The organism is Lysinibacillus sp. NPDC094403, from assembly GCF_050278745.1.
GTDB lineage: Bacteria > Bacillota > Bacilli > Bacillales_A > Planococcaceae > Lysinibacillus.
The window spans coordinates 54,997-78,582 of sequence record NZ_JBNNTL010000017.1; the positions used below are offsets into that span (position 1 = coordinate 54,997).

A 23,586-nucleotide genomic window follows, 5' to 3' on the forward strand; every position below is an offset into this window, starting at 1 on the left:
TGAAATTTTATATTCAGAGCGTGACTTTATCAATGTTAATGGCACGCTCTGCTTTTAAAGTTGTTAATAATTAGGCTGAATATAGCCTAATTTTATTCCTTTCGTTACAGCTTCTAACGAGGAAGATACATCTAACTTATTAAATATATGCTGAATATGATTTGAAATCGTACGTTCACTTGCATATAACATAGTTGCAATCTCTTTACGTTTATATCCATCACATAGCAATTGTAATATTTGCTTTTCACTGTCAGTTAATTCCTCGATATAGTCCGTTGATAACGGATAATAGTAACTACCCTCGTTAATTTCCACTAAAGTTTGCAATAATTTATCAGGCATAATATTTTTATTAATAAACCCGCTGACGCCGATTTTTTGAGCTTCATACCGATAAACAGGTAAATCATGACCTGTTAAAATTACTATTTTTGTATAACATTCACTATTTATAATGCTCTTTGCTAATCCTAGACCATCCTCACTACTGATGTTACTTAAATTTATATCTATTAACGTAATATCCGGCTTAAACTCATTAATAATAGAAATAACATTTTCAACATTTTGTAATGAATAAAATTGTTCTATTTCAGGGGAATCTGCTAAGACTATCTCAAGGCTTTTTGCAAACAGAGCATGGTCATCTATTAATAAAATATTGATAGGATTCATCCCCTTTCATAGGAATAAGAATAGTAATACATAAGCCAGAAGGAGTGCATTTTGAAATTAACATTTTTCCATTTAATAAAAATAACTGCTCTTTTATTGAAGCCCAACCTCTATGATTATTAGTGTCAGTATTGTCCTTTAGCAAACCGACCCCATTATCCTTTACTATAAGCTGTATTTCGTCATTTTCTAGTGCCAGTTTTACAAATAGATTAGTACATTTAGAATGTTTGAATGCATTGGTTACTAGCTCTTTTAAAATTCGATAGATAGTTAAATGATAAGGTTCAACTAAAAAGAAATGATCATTGCAGCTAAATTTCATTTTTATATGTTTGTTTCCATATTTCTGTTGAATCATATCAATCAAATTACTATAGTTTTCTTTTAATGTAAGTGTTTTTAATATAGTCGGGTGGTATTCTTGCATCTGTTCGCGTATAGACAAGTTTAGGTTATCTAATGTATTTACGATTATTTCGCGAACCTCTTGTTTAGTAGATTTATTCATCATATTTTTAACGGCTAATATATCCTGTAATATTTCATCATGTAAATAATTTGAAAAAGAATTTTTCAATTTTTCTTCTTTCGCAATCTGTACAAGATGCTGTACGTAAGAACCTTCAGGCAACGTTGTAGGTTGTACTGAACCAAAATGTAGCATTGTTGTTTTGGTGTCATGAAATAACAAGATAAAATAAAGCAACACAAACCAAAAAATCGTATGTAAAATAATAAAATATGTAATCATATTGAACTTAAACAATACGCCAAGTAAACTCATAAAAACAAGACAACATAACAACAATAGTCCCATTTTATATTCTTTTAAAAGAAAATATTTTCTCAAAAATTTATGGTTTTTAAAAGCAATTGCGTGAATACTAAATAAAGGTAAAAAAATCGCTGTATACCATCCTAGATTACTTAAATGTTCAGGACTTTTTGCAAACAACACAGCGTATCCCATAAAGGGAACAATAAGGATAGTAGCAGATTGAAGTAGATGTTTTTTTTCATTTTTTAAAACAAATGAAATTCGTTTTCGATTCTTCAAAAATATAAAGATAATGCAACTAAAACTTGCAATTAATTGAAATGAAAATAGAAAGGCAAAAAGTGTATCATTTATCAATTTCGAAACGAGTGTGAATAGACATATAATTTTTAAAATGGAATCCGTTTCTTTTTTATAAATATAGATGGAATCTTGGAAAAAGAACAAGAGCAAAAATTGTACGGTCAAATATAGTATTACTATACCAAGCACTATGCTTAATGTATAAAACAATGGGTTTCCATTAAGTGTAAGCAAAAATTGCCAAGCTGTAAGGAATAGCAAATTAGAAAATTGTGATAGCGTTTTATTGTCTTTAAAGTTGATAAAACTGATATATGCCCCGTAGATAACCATAATCGTTATAAGTACTAATGGTAGAAACTTTGTAGTTCCTACAATATTTTTCTGCAAAAACTCATAACATAAAAAAGTAATGATAAAAAGTTGATGTATTAAAATAAAAAGTTGTTTATATTCATAGTACTTTTTCATCCGTTCACATACCTTTACTAGATTACATACAGATAAGCTGATGCATACATATATACACCAGCTATACTTGTAATTTTTTACTACTTATTATTGAAAATAATTTTATTACATGCTCGTTTCGTTAACAAATAATAAATGATATATACTAGAGTGAAAACTATGACCGCGAATAAAATAGGTAATAAAAAGGCGCTGCTTTTTCCTAATAAGTCATCCATTAAGGCGGATTTGTATGTGATCATTGCGAAAATACTGTGTGTTAACCCTAATACATAGGGAATGCTGAATAGCGCAAAAACTTCTTTACTAATGATTTTTTTTACTTTTTTCTTGTTATAGCCCATTCTTTGTAGAATAGCAAACTCATCTTTTTTTGACATAGCATTTGAAAGATTTTGGAAGTATAAAATACTGCCTGTTGCTATAAAAAAGATAATCGTAACGAAGCTAATGAGTAAGAAGGTTGAACTATTTTGTTGGATCAGGAAGTCTATTTTTTGGTAGCTACTTGAAAAATAATTGTTATTTTTAAATAGGGGAGCTAAGTTTTCGTAAACTTCTTTATTTTTCCTCATATTCGTCCCATTAATGCTCATTATCGTCTTTTCTGGTAGCCCGAAGGATTTTACTTCTTTGTAAAGTTTGTCTGAGATAATAAGCGTTCCTACACTATTGGCGAATCCTATTGGGTTAAGTAATGTCGTATCTTGGACTTTAATATCTACACTATTTGTAGGTGTTATGTTTAATGTATATATATTTCCTTTATCTAGCTTCTTTTTGTCAGGTCGATATTTTACTAAAATACTTTCATTGTCATTTATATTTTCGAATTCTACCTTTTTTCCCTGATTACCTATTAGTTCCTTATAATCTGATTCGGAGACAAGATCAAATCCTGGATCTTCCTTAATACTATATTCTTGCGGTAAATTAGTAGAAGACGATGTTATTTGGATAATAGTTGTTTCTTTGTGTTTCACACTTTCTTTACCAGCAGAATCCTCTGCGATTTGGATGGCCTCAGTAGCCAATTGTTTGTTTTCCACTGGGAATTCTATAGCTGACGGAATAATTCGTTCTGTGGCAGCAACTGGATGGTAAAGAGTCAGGACGGTAGAGCCGAATAAAGCCAAAGTTCCTGAAACTAATAAAGTTAACAAAATTAAAGTCTTTGCCATCGAACGGATTTTAAAAATGTAGTTTGGAATGATAATAATATTTGATTCGTTATAAAACCAACTTTTCCTCTTCTTTAACTTTTGAATAATGAATGGTAAAAAAGAATGAATAAAGAAAATAGTACCTAGTATCACATTTACTAAAGTTACAAGTGCAATAGGTGAAAAACCAATCGTTTTCCACAACGATTGAATTCCTCTTGTAATATCAAGAGCTAAGTAATAACCGAACAATATAAGAAGTAGCCCAATGAATGAGAAGGCTGTATTAATTTTTACTTGTTTTTCTTCCTTTTTATCCATTCGTACTAACATTAGTAATGTACTTTTTCGAAGGATTATCCAGTTTGAGAATAATAAGACGATTAAAATAGCGAATATGAAAATAAATGTAAATATAACAGCTTTTATATTAAAAAATGGTATTTCGGAAGTTTCGATTTGTAATTTTAATAATTTGACAATCGCTCCGACAATACCTTTATGTGCAACGGCACCAAGAAGGATCCCAACAATTAATGCAGCGAAACAAATTAAAATATTTTCGAGCGTTAAAAGTTTTACCATTGTTGACTTCCGATACCCTAAGAGCGAATAAATCCCAAGCTCTTTTGTTCTTTTTTTCATAAAGAAGGTATTTGAATATGACATATAGAATAATACAAATGCCATCACCAGCATCGCTACTACTCTTGACATTGTTTCTACTCTGCCATCTGACGAAATTTTCTCCAATACAATACTATTCATAGAAAATGAAATAAAAGAGAAGAATACCGTCAGCACAAAGGCTACAGAAACGAAATAGAACGAGTAGAAGGAAAAATTATTTTTCAAATTCTTTTTTGCAATTGTTAATAATCCCACCATAATGCCTTCCTTTCACCCTATTGGTCTTTATTTAGAGATTTCCCTTAATATTTCTTCGAAGAATTGTTTTCTAGTTTGATTGTTTCTTTTTAATTCCTTTATTATATTTCCATCTTTAAATAGCAGGATTCTACTTGAAAAGCTTGCTGCATAAGCATCATGGGTTACCATTAAAATAGTTGTATGAAGTTCCACATTCACTTCTCTTAACTTTTGAAGTAACTCGGTTGCTGAGTGTGAATCTAATGCACCTGTTGGTTCATCAGCAAATAAAATACTTGGCTGTTTCGCAATCGCTCTAGCCGCGGCAACTCTTTGTTTTTGCCCGCCTGAAAGTTGACTAGGGTACTTTGATAATTGTTCGTATATACCAAAACGCTTTGCTAGATTATCGATCGTTGTATCTATTTCTTTTGGAGATTTGTGCAGTAAAGTAAGAGGGACTGCAATATTTTCCTTAACTGATAAACTATCTAGCAAAAAATACTCTTGAAATATAAAGCCTAAATGATTCTTTCTAAAATCAGCAGATTTGTTATCATTAAGTGTTTTTAAATCAACGCCATCAATTAAAATTTCACCCTCTGTTGGTGTATCAATTGTTGATAGAATATTTAATAAAGTTGTTTTTCCTGAGCCTGATGCACCCATAATCCCAACAAATTCACCTGATTGAATGTCAAAAGATACTTTGTTGAGTCCAGGTAATTGGTTTTTGTTGTAAATTTTAGTCACATTTTTTGCAGATACTAATGTTTTCATCTTATTGCTCCTTTCATTCCAGCAGTACGTAAAGTTTATTATTCAATCCGAAAGGACGCATGAGTAAAACACGCAACTTTGTTTAGCGTTATGTTGAATTCCAATTAAGTAGGCTTATCAACAAAACATGGGGTTCATCTCAGTTCCGATTAGGCGCTGGGGGCGTTCGATAAGCTGTTATATAAGTTTGAAATTGAATAAATATTTGAAATTATATAATGCGAAATATGGTTTTTTAGTATAACGTTATTTAAGGCTCTATGAAATCATAGATTAGGAGGATTACTATTGTATCGCATATTGTACATAGAAGACGAAAAAGAGATTGGTCAATGGGTTACAAAGGATTTAACAGAAAGAGGATATGAGGTTACATGGCTTGAATCTGGTGAAGAGGTCGATCAGCACATAGCCTCTAAGGATATCGCTATATTAGATGTGATGCTTCCAGGCTTAGATGGCTTTTCAATTGGCAAAAGAATTAAGCGGGAAAATAAAGAAATCCCGATTTTAATGCTGTCAGCACGAACAGCTGTAGAGGATAAAATAGAGGGCCTTAATTTCGCAGATGATTATTTGACAAAGCCATTCCACCCAGATGAACTTATTGCTCGTGTGGAAGTTTTACTAAGAAGATATCAAAAGAATGATGATGTGCTAGATCTTCAACATTTAAAAATTTATACGAAAGATATGCGGGTTATCAATAAGCAGACAGATGAAGAAATTCAATTAACCGGTAAGCAGTTCTATTTATTACAGTATTTTATTCGCCACTTAAATCAAATTTTAACGAAGGAACAGCTTTATGAAGGTGTTTGGGGTGAAAGTTACATAGAAGGCGATAAAACATTAATGGTGCATATTCGATACTTAAGAGAAAAAATAGAAATTAATCCAGCCAAACCGACGATTATCGAAACCATTCGAGGCATTGGATATAGGGTGAAGCTATGAAATTTTTTCGATCATTATTAGCAAAGTATATGTTGATTATTTTTTCAGCCATTTTTATTGTTCAATTATCTTATTTTGCTATTGCCGCTTTTGTGTTTGGAATAGGAAAAACTGATTTTTCAAGTGAAGTTCTCAGGGAAAGCGAAGTAGAGGAAAAATGGCTTGAAGAAGCTAAGAGTATAAAAAATGTCACAGAGGAAACGATTGCTCAACATTTTAAAGATTGGAAGGGTCAATATCCTAAATCATCCATGTTCTGGGTGAGTGAGGACGGTACATTACTTACAACATTGAATGTGACGGAGCAATTACCATTAAAATGGACACCAGCATTTACGACAAAATTTATAAAAGATCATTATGGAGAAGATCCGTTTACAGTGATAGCTTTTTTAGGACAGGACGAATCAAATGGGTTTATCGTTTTTGAGATTCCTAGAGAAGTGTTTAATCCACCTCTTAAAAATGTTTATGAACAGTATGGGAACCTTTTAATTGTTGGCGTTATTGCGGTTATTTTATTTTTCATTGCTATATCTTTCTTATTCTTCAGAGGGATTCGAAAACGACTATTGCATCTTCAGGAAGCGATGGAAATTCGTGATATAGATGGCTTACCTATTGAAGCGAAGGTCAAGAAGAAGGATGAAATTGGTCAGCTTGAACAAAGCTTTAATCGCATGGTATGTGAGCTTAGGGAAAGTAAGAATCGTGAGCAACAGGAAGAACAGCTAAGACGTGAACTAATTGCTAATTTATCACATGATTTGCGAACGCCATTAACGAAAATACGAGCGCAATCATATTCAATTAGTAAAGAGGCATTATCAGAGGATGGAAAGCAAGCGATAAAGGCAATGGAAACATCGATTGTGAATATTGACGCTTTAATAGAAAATTTAATGTCTTATACATTGCTGATGGCTAGTAAATATAAATTTGAGCCGAAAGACATCAACGTTATACGTTTTGCACGAGAACAAATGACGACATGGTATCCAGTGTTCGAAAAGGAAGGCTTTGAAATCGATATTGAGCTACATCCATTTGAGAAAAACGAATGGCAAGTTGATTCGATTTGGCTTGGGCGGATATTCGATAATTTATTTCAAAATATATTACGTCATGCGAGTAGTGGGAAATATGTTGGCGTGGAAACTGAATCGACGGAGCACTATGATGCATTTATCATAAAGGATCATGGAAAAGGAATGAGAAATGAATCCGATGCTAAAGGCGCCGGTATCGGCTTATCTATTGTTGATATTATGGTGAAGGGCATGAATTTAGACTGGGATATTGAGTCAAACGAATCCGGAACCAAGATTAAAATTAAACATTATAAATAGGATATTTCGTGAAGCATGCCTTAGCATGCTTCATTTCAGTAATTGTCCAAACAGTATGCTAGTAAAGCTTATGGCATGCTGTTTTTTTATTCATAATCCATACAGATTCCTTGGGAAAGCAGCCATCCGGAACGGAAATCAACCCCACGTTATGATAAAGTGACTTTTTTAAACAAAATTTAAACTTGGACCTTACCTGTTTTTAACCTTCGTTACTTATGATAATTACAGAGGTGAGGACAATGGAATATATCGTACAAACAGAAAATTTATCAAAGAGCTTTGGTAAAGAGAAAGCTGTATCAAATATAAATTTAAAAATACGTAAAGGTGAAATATATGGATTTTTAGGACCTAATGGAGCGGGAAAAACTACGACGATTCGTATGCTTCTTGGACTAATGAAGCCTACTTCTGGGACAATTAAAATCTTCCAAAAAGATTCAACGAAGGAACGGATTCATATTTTATCAAAGGTTGGTTCATTAGTAGAGAACCCTTCCTATTATCCGCATTTAACGGCCTATGAAAATTTAGAAGCGTTAAGAAGAATTTTAGGTGTACCGAAATCACGCATCGATGAAGTATTAGAAATTGTTCGTTTGAAGGATGCTGCAGATAAAAAAGTAAAGGGCTTTTCTCTTGGGATGAAGCAACGTTTAGGTATCGCTGCATCTTTGTTACATAACCCTGAATTACTTATTTTAGATGAACCAACGAATGGTCTTGATCCATCTGGTATTATCGAAATTCGTAATTTGATTAAACGACTTCCTTCAGAGTATGGAATGACGATTATTATTTCAAGCCATCTATTATCTGAAATAGATCAAATGGCTACGCAAGTGGGCATTGTGACAAAGGGGAAAATGATTTTCCAAGATTCAATTGAAGCAATGCGTAGATTTGCTCAGCCAAAGGTAGTAATTAAAGTGAGCGATGGTGAAAAGGGCTGGCGTTCACTAGTAGCAAATGGTATTAAAGCAGAACATAAGGATGACCTTATTTTATTTGATGAATGTTCAGATGAAAAGGTTGCACATATTGTACAAATCCTTGTACAAGAGGGCGTTTCGGTTTATCGAGTAGAAGAAGAGAAGCGATCATTAGAGGAAATCTTCCTTCAAATGACAACAGGAGAGCAAGCGCTATGATAGGGAAACTGTTAACTTCTGACTTTTTGAAAATTAAACGCAAAGGATTATGGTTTCTAACAGCTTTAGGACCAATTGGTGTTGTTGCCTTACAAATGGTGAATTACGGTTTGAGGAAGGACTATTTGTTACAGCAAAGCGAGGACGATTGGGGCTACTATTTATTAAACGTTCATTCATTTACTCCACTTGCTATAGTTTTAGGGATTGCTATATTAACTTCATTTATGGCAAGCATTGAAGATGAAACGAACGCTTGGAAGCAATTAATTGCACTACCGGTCTCTAAATTAACAGTGTATTTATCAAAATTCACTGTTCTAGCAATTTTATTGTTTATGTCTTCCACGATTTTAATGCTTATGTCAATGGCTTATGGAGTGTTTTTAGATTTAGGAGATAGCATACCATATGCGGAGCTTGCTAAATTTGCTTATTATCCGTATTTTGCCGCGTTGCCAATATTGGCACTTCAGCTTTGGATCGCAAGCGTTTGTCATAATCAGGGGATACCAATTACAGTAGGTATTTTCGGCGTGATTTTTGCTTATTCCTCATTTGTATTGCCTGACTGGATGATTTGGAAATGGCCATCATTAATGAATCAATGGGACGAGCCCGTTATTAATGTCATGCTTGGAGTAGGCATTGGTATTTTACTGTATATTATCGGAATGATAGATTTTGCAAGAAGGGATGTAAAATAATGGGGTCTATACTGAGCGCTGAATGGTTTAAATTACGTAAATCAAAAATGGTGCCATTAATTTTGGCGGGACCTATAATCGGACTTTTTATAGGATTAACATCGAATTTTGGTGATATGTCAGATTCTGGAATTAACGAATGGTATAGCTCATTAATTTCTATGAATTTATTGTATGCATTATTATTTCTACCTTTAATTTCAGGAGTGTTTGCGAGTCTTATTTGTAGATACGAACATCAATCTGGTGGCTGGAAACAACTTTTGGCACTACCTGTAACAAGAGGGAAAGTGTTTATCGCAAAGTATGTATTAATTATGCTTCTTGTGATGGCGATGCAGATACTATATTTATGTTCTATATATGCAGTAGGTCTTATGAAAGGCTACTCAGATCCTTTCCCGATGGAAATTGTGTGGAAAAGTATTTTTGGCGGATGGTTAGCGACAATGCCATTAGTCGCGTTGCAGCTTTGGACGTCCATTATGTTTAAAAGTTTTGCTGCTCCATTTGCAGTAAACGTTGTATTTACTTTACCGTCTATATTAGCAGTCAACTCAGCACGTTTTGGTCCTTACTATCCATGGGGTCAGCCCTTCTTGATGATGAATGTAGGTGGTAATACAGGTGATGTATTCTTCGTGCCTTGGGATCAATTATTAACAGTTGTAGGAGGAGGGTTCTTACTATTTTTCCTTGGAGGCTATTTATATTTCCAACGAAAAGCTGTATAAAGTGAACTTTAATCAGTGGGGATTTATTTCATCCCCACTGATTATTAGTATTTAGCAATCGGGCGATAATGGGCAGTTAAACTGTACCTAACGCTTCGCTTTCGGTACAAGCAGGTTAACATAGGATAACTTTTTTATAGATTAAGGAGATTTTTATAAATGGTATTTGTTAAAAGGAGCTTTTTATTAATTTCAGCACTATTTCTTTTATTTTCATTGGCGGGATGCGGCAAGGGAGAAGCTGTTAAGGATGCTTCAAAATTCACATCCGCGGTTGAAGATATCGATATTCCAAATGATGTGAAAGTAATAGGGTTTGGAGAAGCAACACACGGAAACGTTGAATTCCAAACATTAAAGAAGGATGTATTTCAGGCTCTAATAAAAAATGAAAATGTTCGTGTTTTTGTTTTAGAAGGTGATTTTGGTGGCGCTCAGCAAATTAATCAGTTTATTTTAAACGGTACTGGCACAGCTGAAGAAGCGGTAAAAGCTTTGGATTATGGTATCTATAAAACGGAGCAAATGATTGATTTTGTTCAGTGGATGCATGATTATAACAAGACTGCCGATGAGAAAGATAAAATTTATTTTTATGGTAACGATATGCAACGCTATGATTATAGTAAAAAAGGGTTGCTAGACTATTACGAAGTGGTCAATAGTGAAAGTGCTAAGAAATACAAGGCACAACTAAAAGATGTAACGAATAACACGATGAGAGATTTATCAAATAGTCATCTAGAGGAGCTTGACAAAAATATTGATGCAATTATAAAGGATTTACAAACAAATAAAGATTCTTATGAAAAGCAATCATCGAAAGAAGTTTACTTATTTGCTGCTCAATATGCACAAATTATGAAGCAGCGAACGCAATTATTTTTAAATGATAGTAATTATATGAATCTTCGTGATGAATATTTAGCGAACAACTTACAATGGATTGTTGATTTTGAAGCGGCTCAAGGTCATGATAAAGTACTGATGTCTGCTCATAATGGGCATATAGAGAAAACTTCTGCAAATGTGGCAGGATACAAATCTATGGGCCAATACTTAGATGAAGTGTATAAAGATGCGTACTTTGCTATTGGGACTGACTTTGTTAACAATACGTTCCAGGCACAAAATGGGTCTGGTGAAAGAAAAGATTATACAATTGAGCATCACAACGCATTAATAGATGCTTTCAGCGAAGTGAAGGAAAATATTTTCTATGTAGACTTTAAAAAAGCTAGTGAATCTCAGGAGTTAGCTGACATCGTGGCAAAAAAACAACGAATGGGTAATATCGGCGATGATTTTAGCTTTTGGTACAAGTTTACACAGATGCTTTATACAATTAAAATGACACCTGCTGAGGCATATGATGGCATGATAATTGTTCAAGAGGCAACACCAACAAAAGTTATTGAATAACAAGGTAAGAAAGAGGCTAGGACATAACTGGTCAAAACTTAAAAAGCGCTAGAAATCAATTTTAGAAATATTGATTTCTAGCGCTTTTCATGTCCTAGATTCACGTATGATGTAGAAGTAGTGCTAAGGGATAATTCCTTGGCACTACTTCCTTCTTTATGAAATAACCAGTTATTGTGTATATAGGATTTTATCCGTGTTTGTCAGCGTTTTTACTACCTGCAGCGTGTATAAAATATTGCATGCTATGATACGTGCTTCTTTTTAAATTCCCTAATTTGTAATAAGGTTGTAGCAATTGTTAAACTTACTAAACCAATTGTACATTTCATGCGGCAAAACGCTCATATCCATTTCTTATCATCAATGGATACTTCTAATTGACTGGTCGTGCTCTTTCGATATTGGTGAGCATGGCTTGATTTAGATAAGAGTAACTTTTTTTCGTAAAAAAGAGGCGTGAAATTCGACTTTTTGGTCGAAAAGAACAAATTTATAACATTTTATCAATATTTGATCAATTAACGGAAAAATGTGATTTTTAAAATTTTATAGCTGATGGTATGGTTTTAACATAACTAGAAAAAAGTAAAGGAGAGTATTTCATGAAAAAAGAATGTCTGGTTAAAGGGGACTCTTTCGGGTAATGAACTAAAAGTGACTGTCAGATATTAAATTATAGTCCCTTCTTAACGGGGCTTATAATTTATATAGGAGGAACGGGACATATGAGCGGATTCTTTTCAATAATACCTATAACGGTTAATATTCTACCAATTCTTTTTGTTATATGGATTGTGATTACTTTGATTAAACTTCAACGTGAAAGTAATATGTTGTTAAAGGAAATATCTGAAAAGTTAAATAATGTTGATCGTAAGTCTAATAACCTGTAATGATAGTTGACTTTTATTTTTCTTCTACAAGTATTCATTTTTAAATATATATAGAAAAAAGAAAAGAGCATAAGGAAAAAGTGTCTACAAATGGTTAGGGGTTAGGTCTTCGCAGGCTTTGATACTAGAAAATAGCCAGAATTGGTGTTCTTCTGTTAATTACAATAGAACCTATTTACAGATTAACCTTCTATAAATAAGTATTAAAATACCTCGATTTTGTTAATGATAACAAAAGAGGAGGTGTGGAAACGATGGCACAAGAAATTCTTTGTGAAGTCAATAACTGTACATTTTGGAACGCTGGAAACAGATGTGGTGCAGAAAAAATCTATGTTGTAAGTCAAAAGGGACAGCAGGCATCTAATAGTGAAGAAACAGATTGTAAGACATTTAATCCTGAAACGCATTAAATTTTAAAGGGTAACCATTTATTTGGTTACCCTTTACCCATATCTTTATAAATAGACATCTATTTTTACCTTGTTAAATAAAAGCGCATGAGCATTTTTCACTTTTTCCTCTACATAATCTAATGAATACTGTCCATAGGAATCTGTTAAATCTCCAATTGCACGAGATAAATTATCAATAACGGGAATCAATGTTTCTAAGTGGGCAAGTTCTTCACCTTTATTCATTTCATCAGTAATTTCATGAGCAAGATGTTGAATCTTTCTTAGTCGCAATTTTTCAGATTGCATGGAATCCTCCTTATTGAACAAATAATGATGTCTAACTATATGCCTAGCACCTAATTTTCATGAATAAGATTTAAAAGTAGTTATTAGGACTGCTAAGGGCGTGAGCAATTCCCTTTATACCGACTTCAATTTTTTGGTCAGCAACATTCGAAACATTTAGTTTTAAAATTCGTTCTCGGTAAAATCCATCTAAATAATTACGATCAATTGTATCTAAGTAAATGTCCTGCTGTGCTAAATGCTGTATAAGCATATTTGTATTGACCTCCCTCGGCAATACGATATGACTATGCATGCAAATTTCTGTAGACGCTTGATATTTTTGTAAATAAGTTTTTATGGATTGTTGAAGTATATTGGCACGTATTGTATAGGCTTCGCTCACTTTCTTTTGGTAGCGTTCAAACATACCACTTTTTAAATATAGCTCTAGTGCAGCTTGTGAAATCATGGAACTATCAATATCTGTTGTATTTTTATGTTTCTGAAAACTATCAATGAATGCATTTGGTAATATAGCAAGCCCAATACGTAGGCCAGGGAACATAATTTTAGAGAAACTTTTTAAATATATAACATGCTCCGCAGTATCATCTGTAAATAATGGATCGTTTTTTGTGTTTTGATCGAAATCCGCTAAATAATCATCTTCAACGATATAAACATTATATTTATAGGCAAGCTTACGAATATCATCCTTCTCTTTTTTACTAAAGGAAGTACCTAGAGGATTGTGCAGGCGTGGCATTGTATAAAAAAACTTAATGTCATACTTCTGAAAAATAATTTCTAATTCTTCTAAATCTATGCCTTGTAATGTTCTTTTAATGCCCACTACTGGTATTTGATATGTTTTTAAATAATCCATGTATAGATGGTAGCTAGGCTGTTCTACTAGAATTGTTGTCCGATTATTAGGAAATGGCATAACACTTAACAAGCAGAGAGACTGCTGTACACCAGAAGTGATAAAGATATTATCTTCCTTTGTGAATATTTGATACGATTCTAACAATTTTTTTGCTTCTATAATTAGCGAAGGCAATCCTTTTGCTGTTCCGTATCGAAATAAGTCTGCTTGATATGTCTCAATAGCTTTATTAATACAATGCTGAAAATCCTTGTAGGGGAATGCATGCCAACTAGGTGATGATGTCGCAAAATCTATACAATTGTACTCTTGTGGCTTATCTGGGAGTTGATCGTCAACAACATAGTAACCACTTTTGGATAGAGCATATATAAGATGCTGATCTTCCAGTTTCCTTAAGGCGGTCAAAATGGTGCTTTTACTACAAGAAAATTCTTGTGATAAATTACGAATAGAGGGAAGCTTTGCTCCAGACTGTAGGGCACCTGTTTGTATTTGGTTCAATAGCTTGGAATAGATTAATTCATATTTAAGCATATATATCCTCCTACGCATCTGTATCGGTACAGATGTGTATTTTTTATATCGTGTGAGTCTTTACTTTTTATTACTATAGATTTACCGGCCGGAATGAAGAGAAGGAGTACATTATATGACAGTAAAAAGAAAGGCGTATTTAGCAGCAATTATTTATGCTTTTGTCATTGGGCTATCCTTTATGTTTGTTAAAGTAACATTGACAGTGGCAAGCCCTATCGATACACTGGCACATCGATTTACTATAGCACTTATTGGTATTGTCTTTTGTATAGTCATTACCCAGAATAAGTTAAAAATTAATAAACAAGATGTAGCCAAGATTCTACCTTTGGCCCTATTATATCCGACAGCATTTTTTACTTTTCAGGTGCTTGGACTCGCAAGAATTTCCTCCACAGAGGCAGGAATTATTCAAGCGACAATCCCTATTTTTACATTAGTGCTTGCAAGTGTACTTTTAAGGGAAAAAGCTACACGTGAACAACTTATTTTCATTAGTTTATCAGTATTTGGTGTTATCTATATGCTTTTTATGAACAATGGAAGTGCTAGCAAAGGAAATTTAATCGGTAGTGGATTTATATTACTGTCAGCTTGTGCAGCTTCGTTGTATAACGTTTTAGCGAGAAAACTTACAAAACAATATTCATTACTGACATTAACATACGTAATGACATTATGTGGGTTTGTTATTTTTAATGGAGTAGCAATTGGAAATCACTTAATAAATGGTACGCTTCTTCAATTTTTCAAACCATTTGTTCATGTAGATTTTGTTATGGCTATTTTATATTTAGGTATTCTATCCTCCCTCGTTACTTCCTACTTGTCAAATTACACTTTATCTATATTGGAAGCTTCCAAAATGAGTGTTTTTAGTAATTTTGCTACGCTTATTACAATACTGGCGGGCGTTATTTTCTTACAGGAAACATTTCATTTCTATCATTTGATTGGTGGGCTAGTCATTATTATTGGCGTAATAGGAACCAATTATTTTGGGCATAGGAGGGTGGCACAATGAGTAAATATATTCTTTTACTTTTAATAAGCTGTATTTGGGGTTCTCAATTTTTCTTCGTAGCACTAGTAACGAATGATGTTGGAGCAGTTACCCTATCTTTGCTAAAAGCAATTATTGGTGCTCTATGCTTATCCTTCATTAGCTTATTTTTTAAAAGAGAAAAAAGCCCGACCGATTTCAAATTGTATGTTGGAATTGCTTTTTTTGAAGTAGTGTTACCCTTTATCCTTATCGCTCAAGGACAAAGGTATGTATCGAGCAGTATTGCATCTATGCTTATAGCGACAGTACCAATCATCACTTTAATTCTTTTCGTTATTTTCTTTAAAAAGAAAGTAAGTCAGTTTCAATTTCTCAGTATTTTTTTGGGCTTTTTAGGAATGGTTATTCTATCATGGCCGACACAAGCAACTAGCGGCTCAGGGACAGTGTTTGGAAATGCGCTCCTTTTATTGGCAGCGATTAGTTTTGCACTGTCATTAATTTTAATGGAAAAATTAGATGGTGGTTCGCCAGTTATTCATATGCGAAATGTGTTATGGATTGCTTCAATTATGTTGTTACCATTAGCCTTTATCTTTGAACGACCATTACATTTGGATATAGATAGGCTACAAATAGCCTCGATTGTTATTTTAGGTATTTTTCACGCGGGGATTGTTTACATGCTATATAACCTATTAATTAAAAAAGAGGGAGCATTATTTGCTTCCTTTAGTAATTACATTGTTCCTGTAGTTGGTGTACTAATGGGGTACTTTATTTTAAACGAATCATTAGCATTGCAGCATATAATAGGGATATTTATTATTCTTTGTGCGCTTTTGTTATCCAATAAACATGCATTCAAAAGTGACTAGGCAAGGGAAGAAAGGTTGGGCTTTTATTAAGATCCAGAAAAACCCCACCTCTTAGATGATAGCTTCTAAGAGGTGGGGTTTCTATTTTTTAGGCAATGCAATAATAAAAGTTGTTCCTTTATTTGGTTCGCTCTGTACTGAGATAGTGCCGTTATGAGCTTGAACGAGTTTATAAACAATCGCCATGCCCAGTCCGGTACCTTCAGAAGAAGATTCTGTTGTAGTTCCACGATAATATTGTTGGAATATATTCTCCATCATGTGTTGAGACATTCCTACTCCATTATCCACAATGTGGATTTCTACATGCTCAGCCTTATCAAAAATCTGTGTATAAATATTTGTGTTAGGTGGATTGTGGATAATGGAATTCATAAGAATGTTTTGTAATATGCGTTGCATGAATTTAGTGTCAAAATCTATATTCATAACAGATATATCAGTTTCAAAATGTAATATATAGTCATTGGCCTGTGGATTGTTGCTTATAGTAGCAACGATTCTTTTTGTAAAATCCACAATATCCTGCTTGGTTTTATGTAAGGGTAACTGACCGTCTGTATTATTAAACTGAATGACGAGACTTAAATCTTGAATAAGTTCCTCCATGTGCTTGCCTTTATCTGCAATTTCTTGAATGAATGAACGAGCTTCCTCCTTAGACCAATCGTATTGTTCGTTTAATAATAGAGTAGAGTAGCCTGTTATATACGTTAATGGCGTTTTTAAATCATGCGAAATACCAGCAATCCATTCTTGTTTTGCTTGTTCAACCTTTTCGCGTTCTGTTTCAGCGGCTTTTAATTTTCCTGATAAAGATTGTAGGTGTTGAAGTACCTCTTGATATAACATATAACGCATGCGGAGCTTCCCTTTACGGGTATAGATTTTAGAAAGTCCAGCAGGCTGTGTGTAGTTTTCTTGTGATAGCTGATGAATCCAAGACATGATAAATCCAAGAGGACCCCCAAAATACCAACCAAATACAGCGATACAAACAATAGTGCTGAATCCGAAAATCCATGCGACTAGTAGACTCTGATAAGCTTCACTAACAGATTTTTTAAAGAGAGGAAGAATACCTTCGAGTCCGATAACAATACAAATTCCACTTAAAAGCATCCACAGAATAATCCCCAGCGCAAGATGTAACGTAAATCGAGTGTTTATTCGCATAGAGAACCCTCTTTTGGCGGAATGAATTTATACCCAATGCCCCTTAAATTCACAATGATTTTTGGTTTACGCGTATCATCCCCAAGTTTTTTCCTTAGCTTTGAAATATGAATCGTGACGGTTTTCTCCTCGCCATATACATCATTTCCCCACACGAATTCATAGAGCTGTGAAGTTGTGAAAATGCGATTTGGATTTTTACAAAAGAAATGTAGTAGCTCTAATTCTTTAGCTGTACACTCGACAAGTTGATTGTTAACGATTAATGTTGCAGATTCAGGATTAAGAGCAAAATAACCGAAATCAAATTTTGTACTCTGCTGTTGCTGAGAATTCCCATACATTTTTTGACGTCGAAGGATGACCTTTATCCGAGCGACAACTTCTAAAGGATTAAAAGGTTTTGTAATATAATCATCTCCGCCAATACCCAATCCCGTTAATTTATCAAAATCAGTAGAGCGAGCACTGACAAAAATAATGGGTGTATTTGTATGCTTGCGTATTTCTGTGCAAAGCTCAAAGCCGCTTATATCTGGTAGCATTATATCGAGCAAAATAATATCGTAATGGTTTTCTTTTACAAGCTGTAGTGTTCCTTTGCCTGTTGAAGCAGTATCAATATTGATAAAGTTTTCTTTCCGTAACGTAATTTCTAATAATTTTAATATACCAATCTCATCATCTACGATTAGGATTTTTTCAGTAGTTTCCATTTTTATCCCTCATTTCAATTTCATCATAACAGCTTCTGATCCTTATATCTTTACTATCTTGAAAAATTACTGTCATTTTCCATCGAGTTTACTTTGTTTTTACTTTCACTTATTAAGCTTAATGTAACGAATTCAAAATGGTAAGGAGCACATAACATGGAAACCGTTATTCAACTACATCACTTAAGTAAGAGCTTTAAAGGAGTCGAAACCGTCTCGAACGTCAATATGAACGTTAAGAAGGGAGAGATTTATGGGTTTTTAGGTCCGAATGGAGCTGGAAAAACGACGATTATGAAAATGATTTTAAATTTAGTAAAACCAACTTCAGGTGATATTAAAATATGTAATCAATCCATTTCTACAACTTCCTATCAATACTTGAGCAAAATAGGCAGTATTATCGAGTACCCAGAATTTTACGAAAGGCTGTCAGCAAAGGAAAATTTAGAGCTTCACTGCGAGTATGTTGGTGTTTATGAAAAAGGAGCTGTAAAAGAGGCACTAGATATTGTAGGTCTGGATGGAGTGGAAAATAAAAAAATACATGAATTTTCGCTAGGGATGAAGCAAAGATTAGGTATCGCACGGGCAATTGTTACGAAACCAGAGATTCTAATTCTTGATGAGCCGATTAATGGTCTTGATCCAATTGGCATTAAAGATATTCGGGAGCTTTTAATGCTTTTAAAAGAAGAGCATGGAATCACTATTTTAATATCAAGCCATATCGTGTCAGAAGTAGAATCAATAGCAGATACAATTGGCATTCTTCATCATGGTCAATTATTGAAAGAGGTAAGGATGGACGATATTCGAAAAGAGAACATGGAGTATCTGGAGATTAAAATAGACGATGCAAAAAAAGCGATTCACGTGCTAGAGAACAAGTTAGGAATTCGAAAATATGAAATTGTCAATCAGCATTGTCTTCGAATTTTTGAACATGATATTTCTCAATCTCAAATTAATAAAGAACTTATATTAAATAACATTGCTGTTAATGGCATTGAAAAACAGCAACAACATTTAGAAGAGTATTTCTTAAATCTTATTAATGGAGGGAATCAAATTGCTTAAACTATTAAGACTTGAATGGAAAAAGAATAGTATGTCTAGCTATTTTAAAGGCTTAATCATTTGTATTATTGGAATCTTTGCGGCAGTTGCACTTATGGCTGTTGGTTCTGGAGATGAAAAGATGTTTCTAGATTATACAGATTTTATGTCTTTAACAAATATTTTAATTCGCATTGTGTTTATCATTTTTGCGAGTGTGATTTTATCTCGTTTAGTTATTGATGAATACAAAAATAAGACGGTTCAATTATTATTTACGTATCCATTAAAAAGGAAAAAAATTATTCTTGCTAAACTGTCTCTAGTTTTCGGATTTTGTTTCTTCAGCATTATGATTGCGACCCTAATGATTAATATCGCTGTTTATTTTTTAAATCCAATGATGAACTTGTTTGAAACTCCTGCTGAGATACAGGAGATGGTAGCTACTATACCGTCTACTGTTATCAATGCATTTATGATGGCTGGCGTAAGCCTAATTCCTTTGTACTTTGGTATGCGAAAAAAATCAACAGCTGCGACAATTACATCTGCTGTTCTAATCGGATTTTTGATTAATGCAACGGTTTCAAATGGGGATACATCTACAAGTTTATCTCAATTTATCATTGTCCCAACAACAATGTGTCTAGTAGGGCTTATTATCGGCTATCTGTCCTATTATAAAGTCGACAAAGTAGATTTAACCTAAAAATGAGAAATGAGGATGTAAAGTGAAAAAATCAATCATAGCATTAATATTCGTTATTGCGATAGGAGGAATATTCTTCACCCTTAATATCAATGGAGAAAAGAGCATCACTGAAGAACAGTCCTTTGATGTTAAGGAAATTGAAGAACTAGAATTAGACATTGAGTCTTGGGATATAGCATTAGAAAATACAGAATCTAAAAAACTAACAATAGAAATTGAAGGTAAACAACAAGAAAAGCAAGAAAACAATCCTGTTGAAATTAAGAAAGATGGAAATAAATTAAAGGTACTTCAACAAGACGCTAAAGAAGGAGTTATGAAAAATTTTAGCTTTGGAAAAAAAGGTACTATTCACATTTCTGTTCCTAAAAATGCTGTGAACAAAATTGCATTAAAAAACAGTTATGGTGATATCAAAATTAACAACATTGAAACAAAAGAACTATCGGTTTCAACGGATTCTGGCGCTAAAACCATTAAGGGGTTATCGGCTGATAAAGGGACAATCACTTCAAAAGATGGTGAATTGAGCATTGTAGACAGTACTTTAAACGAATTAACAATAGCCGCTACAAACGGTGATAGCTATATGACTAGAGTCAACAGTCCGAAAACGAAAATTACTTCGACTAGCGGTGAAGTTTTTATGAAAGAAGTTATCGAAGGAAAAGCATTATTTGTAGAAACTGCTTCAGGAGACATTACAATAGCATACAAAGAGGCACCAAAATCATTAGAGCTTAAAGCGAACAGTGAATCATCAGATATAAGCGTGAATTTAGAAGGCTATCAGAAAGAAGAACAAACGGATACATTAAAGAAAGGTAAGATTGGCGAAGCGTCGAATAAATTGGAACTAATTAGTAAAGGAGGTATAATAACTGTAAAATAAAAACTTACAACCTGTGAGGTTAATGAATAATGTTAAGACGAGAACTTGTTTCAAAAGTAGCGGATAATATTTTAGATTTACAACTTCACCATCCCATTAGAGTAGCGATTAGTGGAATAACAGCTTCAGGGAAAACGACTCTTTCCAATGAACTTGCTGAAGAGCTTCGTCGAAGAAAAAAGGAAGTAATACGAACAAGCATTGACAATTTTCATAATCCAAGAGCGATTCGCTATAGACAAGGAAAGGATTCAGCAATCGGTTATTATGAAGATGCACACGATTATCAAGCATTTAAGGAAAAACTGCTAATTCCTTTAGGGGAGAATGGAAGTCGTCAGTATCAGACAATTTCATTAGATTTAGAAAAAGATGAATATGTAAACCTTGAACAACAACTTGCAAATGACGATACCATTTTCATTGTTGATGGAACATTCCTATTAAAAAAGGAACTAGTTCACTTTTTTGATTATAAAATTTTTGTTCAAACAGATTATGAGATAGCTAGAGAAAGGGGAGCCAAACGGGAGACGAGTGCATTCGGAGGCTATGAAAAAGCAGAGGAAATGTTTTTGAACAGGTATCACGCAGCATCGAGTCTTTATTTAAAGGAGCATAACCCCCAAGGAAATGCAGATATTGTGATTAATAACAATGATGTAGGTTCTCCATATTTTCTCTAGGAGGTTTATATGGTTAAACATATTTATGTTATTAGACATTGCGAAGCTCAAGGACAATCATCGGATGCTTCTTTAACAGAACAGGGCTTTCAACAAGCTGAAGTTTTAGCCGAGCTTTTCACTAACAAAAAAATTGATCGAATTATTGCGAGTCCTTTTTTACGTGCAATTCAAACAATAAAACCGCTAAGTACGAGGGAAAATATAAAAATTGAAATTGACGAACGCCTTTCGGAACGCATTTTAAGCGCTAGAAATTTATCAGATTGGTATGAAAAGCTGCAAGCAACATTCATCGATATGGAATTAAAATTTGATGGTGGAGAGTCAAGTAAAGAAGCGATGGAACGTATCGTTAATGTTGTCGAGGGAATTTTCCTAAGTGACGCCGAACGTACAATTGTCGTTAGTCATGGAAATATAATGACCTTACTTTTGAAACATTATAATAGTGATGTTGACTTTCAATTTTGGACTCATCTAAGTAATCCAGATGTTTACCGGCTAAGCGTTAAAGATCATGAAGTAACTCTAGAACGTATATGGGAATGATAGAAATTTTTTTCTGTAAATGTATTCAGTGATAAAAAGAAACGGTAGTGAGGGAGAAAGATGGATAGGTTATTGCAAGAGATCGTTACTTGGGCCGACAAGGAAGATAAACCAATCGTCATTGGTATTTCAGGACATGGTGCGGCAGGAAAAACAACGTTTGCTAATAAGCTTATTGACTGTTTTAACCAAAGTGAAGTGAATTATATTAATACAGACCCGTATATTGTTAGTTCGGATATACGCAAGCATACAATTATCAATTATACCTTTCGAAACGCACAGCATCAGTTTAAAATGACCGCTTGCCATCCAGCAGCACATCATTTACCCTCTTTGGAAAGAGATATTCAGATGGTTAGAGAAGGTCTGGATTTTTTGACAATTGATACGCATTATATGAAAAGTGCGTTAATTTCTTCAAAAACTAAAGTAACCATTGTTGAGGGAATGAGTGTAGCATTTATTAATCCGAAGTTATTTGATTTAAAAATATATTTTTATACAGATGGTGAGACTGAATTAAAGAGAAGGTCGGGCCGTGATGTACTTGAAAGGGGAACTGATATCAATTATTTAATGAAGTCGCATGACGAACGTAGAATTCAATATGAATTGTTTATGCATTCGTATAGCCAGCATTTTGATATCGTTTTTAATACCTCTGATGAAGTAGAATGTCTAGAAAAAAATACATTTGAATTTAACTACAGATAATGGCTACAAACTTCACTAACTTTAAGAGCCTTCATGGTATTTGACAGAAGGCTCATTTAATATTGAAACCTCACTCGGACAGTCGCAGTAATAGTAATTTGACCTTGTTCAATAGGAGTAGAAATGGAGGAATCAACCGTCCCCATTGATCTATATAGGACAGGTCCAATTTCATGTTCCTCAATGATTTCAATTGGCTGGGGTTGGATGGGCAAATGCATCGTCTCGGCAATTGTTTTGGCTTTCATTTGGGCATTGTGAAGAGCTAAACTTAGTGCTTGCTGGTAATATGCATCCATATTGTCAATGTTAAATTGGATAGAGGAAATGCGATTTGCACCGTTTTGCACAGCTGTATCAATGACCACATCAACCTGATTAGGGTCAGTTACTTTAACTGTAATGGCATTTGTTACTTCATAGCCGTTAAAAATTTGTTTTCCGTTCTCAAATTCATAAAGAGGTGAAATATTGTAGCCTGACGTTTGAATATGTTCTCTTGGAATATGGAGATCTAAAATGGATTGAATGACACGATTCATAGTCATCGCATTTTCCTGCTGTGCATCTTGTACATTTTTCCCTTGCTTTCTTACTTCTATTTGAAGCTGGGCATAGCTTGCTTTAGCCATTACCTTCCCGTTTCCAGTGACAACTATGACACGCGGTACATGGGGAGTTTGCTGACTGATATTTGCATAATACATAGAATACCACCTTTCGAAAGGCTCATACTATGCTTGTAAAATCGTTCAATATGAATTTTATAATGAAGAAAAAGCGTCTTTTAATGCTTTGACGCTTTATTT

24 protein-coding genes are annotated in these 23,586 nt (G+C 33.7%); 15 read left to right on the forward strand and 9 right to left on the reverse strand.

Annotation, left to right across the window (positions count from 1 at the left end):
* Window positions 1–63: 63 nt before the first annotated feature.
* The 4 genes from ACQKMV_RS19640 to ACQKMV_RS19655 all read right to left on the reverse strand — a co-directional run bounded on the left by ACQKMV_RS19640 (window position 64) and on the right by ACQKMV_RS19655 (window position 5,046).
* Complete coding sequence (locus tag ACQKMV_RS19640) at window positions 64–678, reverse strand: response regulator (RefSeq protein ID WP_427505951.1); 615 nt, start codon at window positions 676–678, stop codon at window positions 64–66.
* Window positions 647–2,233: a sensor histidine kinase gene (locus tag ACQKMV_RS19645; protein ID WP_427505953.1), complete on the reverse strand. Its 1,587-nt coding sequence runs from the start codon at window positions 2,231–2,233 to the stop codon at window positions 647–649. The genes ACQKMV_RS19640 and ACQKMV_RS19645 overlap by 32 nt, the downstream gene beginning before the upstream one ends.
* Before the next feature lie 80 nt (window positions 2,234–2,313).
* Complete coding sequence (locus tag ACQKMV_RS19650; RefSeq protein WP_427505993.1) at window positions 2,314–4,281, reverse strand: FtsX-like permease family protein; 1,968 nt, start codon at window positions 4,279–4,281, stop codon at window positions 2,314–2,316.
* Between the two features lie 30 nt (window positions 4,282–4,311).
* Window positions 4,312–5,046, reverse strand: coding sequence for an ABC transporter ATP-binding protein (locus ACQKMV_RS19655; RefSeq protein ID WP_427505954.1), 735 nt, complete (start codon window positions 5,044–5,046; stop codon window positions 4,312–4,314).
* Between the two features lie 288 nt (window positions 5,047–5,334).
* On the opposite strand from ACQKMV_RS19655, the gene ACQKMV_RS19660 reads away from it, so the two are divergent.
* The 7 genes from ACQKMV_RS19660 (at window position 5,335) to ACQKMV_RS19690 (ending at window position 12,678) form a co-directional block, all read left to right on the forward strand.
* Window positions 5,335–6,003 (forward strand): response regulator transcription factor, encoded by a 669-nt coding sequence (locus ACQKMV_RS19660; protein WP_400910642.1) that lies wholly within the window; start codon window positions 5,335–5,337, stop codon window positions 6,001–6,003.
* Window positions 6,000–7,352, forward strand: a complete 1,353-nt coding sequence (locus tag ACQKMV_RS19665; protein WP_427505955.1) for a HAMP domain-containing sensor histidine kinase — start codon at window positions 6,000–6,002, stop codon at window positions 7,350–7,352. Before ACQKMV_RS19660 ends, ACQKMV_RS19665 begins: the two co-directional genes overlap by 4 nt.
* Window positions 7,353–7,594: 242 nt before the next feature.
* Window positions 7,595–8,506, forward strand: coding sequence for an ABC transporter ATP-binding protein (locus ACQKMV_RS19670; protein WP_427505956.1), 912 nt, complete (start codon window positions 7,595–7,597; stop codon window positions 8,504–8,506).
* The gene (locus ACQKMV_RS19675) at window positions 8,503–9,213 is read left to right on the forward strand and encodes an ABC transporter permease (protein WP_427505958.1); all 711 of its coding nucleotides are present in this window, start codon (window positions 8,503–8,505) and stop codon (window positions 9,211–9,213) included. The genes ACQKMV_RS19670 and ACQKMV_RS19675 overlap by 4 nt, the downstream gene beginning before the upstream one ends.
* Entirely contained in the window at window positions 9,213–9,947 is a 735-nt protein-coding gene (locus tag ACQKMV_RS19680; RefSeq protein ID WP_427505959.1) for an ABC transporter permease, read from the forward strand. Before ACQKMV_RS19675 ends, ACQKMV_RS19680 begins: the two co-directional genes overlap by 1 nt.
* Before the next feature lie 159 nt (window positions 9,948–10,106).
* Window positions 10,107–11,369, forward strand: a complete 1,263-nt coding sequence (locus ACQKMV_RS19685; protein ID WP_427505961.1) for an erythromycin esterase family protein — start codon at window positions 10,107–10,109, stop codon at window positions 11,367–11,369.
* Window positions 11,370–12,519: 1,150 nt separating this feature from the next.
* Entirely contained in the window at window positions 12,520–12,678 is a 159-nt protein-coding gene (locus ACQKMV_RS19690; RefSeq protein ID WP_082337330.1) for a DUF1540 domain-containing protein, read from the forward strand.
* A gap of 45 nt (window positions 12,679–12,723) precedes the next feature.
* Here the strand turns inward: ACQKMV_RS19690 and ACQKMV_RS19695 are convergent, their stop codons facing one another.
* Window positions 12,724–12,969, reverse strand: a complete 246-nt coding sequence (locus ACQKMV_RS19695) for a group-specific protein (RefSeq protein ID WP_427505962.1) — start codon at window positions 12,967–12,969, stop codon at window positions 12,724–12,726.
* 70 nt (window positions 12,970–13,039) lie between these two features.
* Window positions 13,040–14,377, reverse strand: a complete 1,338-nt coding sequence (locus ACQKMV_RS19700; RefSeq protein WP_427505963.1) for a PLP-dependent aminotransferase family protein — start codon at window positions 14,375–14,377, stop codon at window positions 13,040–13,042.
* A 115-nt stretch (window positions 14,378–14,492) separates the two neighbouring features.
* Here ACQKMV_RS19700 and ACQKMV_RS19705 point away from each other — a divergent pair, with 115 nt between their 5' ends.
* Window positions 14,493–15,404, forward strand: coding sequence for a DMT family transporter (locus tag ACQKMV_RS19705; protein WP_427505965.1), 912 nt, complete (start codon window positions 14,493–14,495; stop codon window positions 15,402–15,404).
* A complete protein-coding gene (locus ACQKMV_RS19710; RefSeq protein WP_427505967.1) occupies window positions 15,401–16,264 on the forward strand; it encodes a DMT family transporter in 864 nt (287 codons plus the stop codon). Before ACQKMV_RS19705 ends, ACQKMV_RS19710 begins: the two co-directional genes overlap by 4 nt.
* An 81-nt stretch (window positions 16,265–16,345) precedes the next feature.
* Here the strand turns inward: ACQKMV_RS19710 and ACQKMV_RS19715 are convergent, their stop codons facing one another.
* Window positions 16,346–17,440, reverse strand: coding sequence for a sensor histidine kinase (locus ACQKMV_RS19715; RefSeq protein ID WP_427505968.1), 1,095 nt, complete (start codon window positions 17,438–17,440; stop codon window positions 16,346–16,348).
* Complete coding sequence (locus ACQKMV_RS19720; RefSeq protein ID WP_427505970.1) at window positions 17,431–18,156, reverse strand: response regulator transcription factor; 726 nt, start codon at window positions 18,154–18,156, stop codon at window positions 17,431–17,433. The genes ACQKMV_RS19715 and ACQKMV_RS19720 overlap by 10 nt, the downstream gene beginning before the upstream one ends.
* 156 nt (window positions 18,157–18,312) lie before the next feature.
* On the opposite strand from ACQKMV_RS19720, the gene ACQKMV_RS19725 reads away from it, so the two are divergent.
* Genes ACQKMV_RS19725 through ACQKMV_RS19750 form a run of 6 tightly spaced genes read left to right on the forward strand, consistent with a single transcriptional unit; the run spans window position 18,313 to window position 22,777 of the window.
* Window positions 18,313–19,236, forward strand: coding sequence for an ABC transporter ATP-binding protein (locus ACQKMV_RS19725; RefSeq protein ID WP_427505971.1), 924 nt, complete (start codon window positions 18,313–18,315; stop codon window positions 19,234–19,236).
* Window positions 19,229–19,927 carry an ABC transporter permease gene (locus ACQKMV_RS19730; RefSeq protein ID WP_427505972.1) on the forward strand — a complete coding sequence of 233 codons (699 nt, stop codon included), beginning with the start codon at window positions 19,229–19,231 and terminating at the stop codon, window positions 19,925–19,927. The genes ACQKMV_RS19725 and ACQKMV_RS19730 overlap by 8 nt, the downstream gene beginning before the upstream one ends.
* 22 nt (window positions 19,928–19,949) lie before the next feature.
* Complete coding sequence (locus ACQKMV_RS19735; RefSeq protein WP_427505974.1) at window positions 19,950–20,822, forward strand: DUF4097 family beta strand repeat-containing protein; 873 nt, start codon at window positions 19,950–19,952, stop codon at window positions 20,820–20,822.
* Between the two features lie 29 nt (window positions 20,823–20,851).
* Window positions 20,852–21,508: an AAA family ATPase gene (locus ACQKMV_RS19740; RefSeq protein ID WP_427505975.1), complete on the forward strand. Its 657-nt coding sequence runs from the start codon at window positions 20,852–20,854 to the stop codon at window positions 21,506–21,508.
* A gap of 9 nt (window positions 21,509–21,517) precedes the next feature.
* A complete protein-coding gene (locus tag ACQKMV_RS19745) occupies window positions 21,518–22,060 on the forward strand; it encodes a histidine phosphatase family protein (RefSeq protein WP_427505977.1) in 543 nt (180 codons plus the stop codon).
* A gap of 60 nt (window positions 22,061–22,120) precedes the next feature.
* Window positions 22,121–22,777: a uridine kinase family protein gene (locus ACQKMV_RS19750; RefSeq protein ID WP_427505978.1), complete on the forward strand. Its 657-nt coding sequence runs from the start codon at window positions 22,121–22,123 to the stop codon at window positions 22,775–22,777.
* 56 nt (window positions 22,778–22,833) lie between these two features.
* Here ACQKMV_RS19750 and ACQKMV_RS19755 read toward each other — a convergent pair whose 3' ends face one another.
* Window positions 22,834–23,484 (reverse strand): SIMPL domain-containing protein, encoded by a 651-nt coding sequence (locus tag ACQKMV_RS19755; protein ID WP_427505980.1) that lies wholly within the window; start codon window positions 23,482–23,484, stop codon window positions 22,834–22,836.
* Window positions 23,485–23,586: the final 102 nt, after the last annotated feature.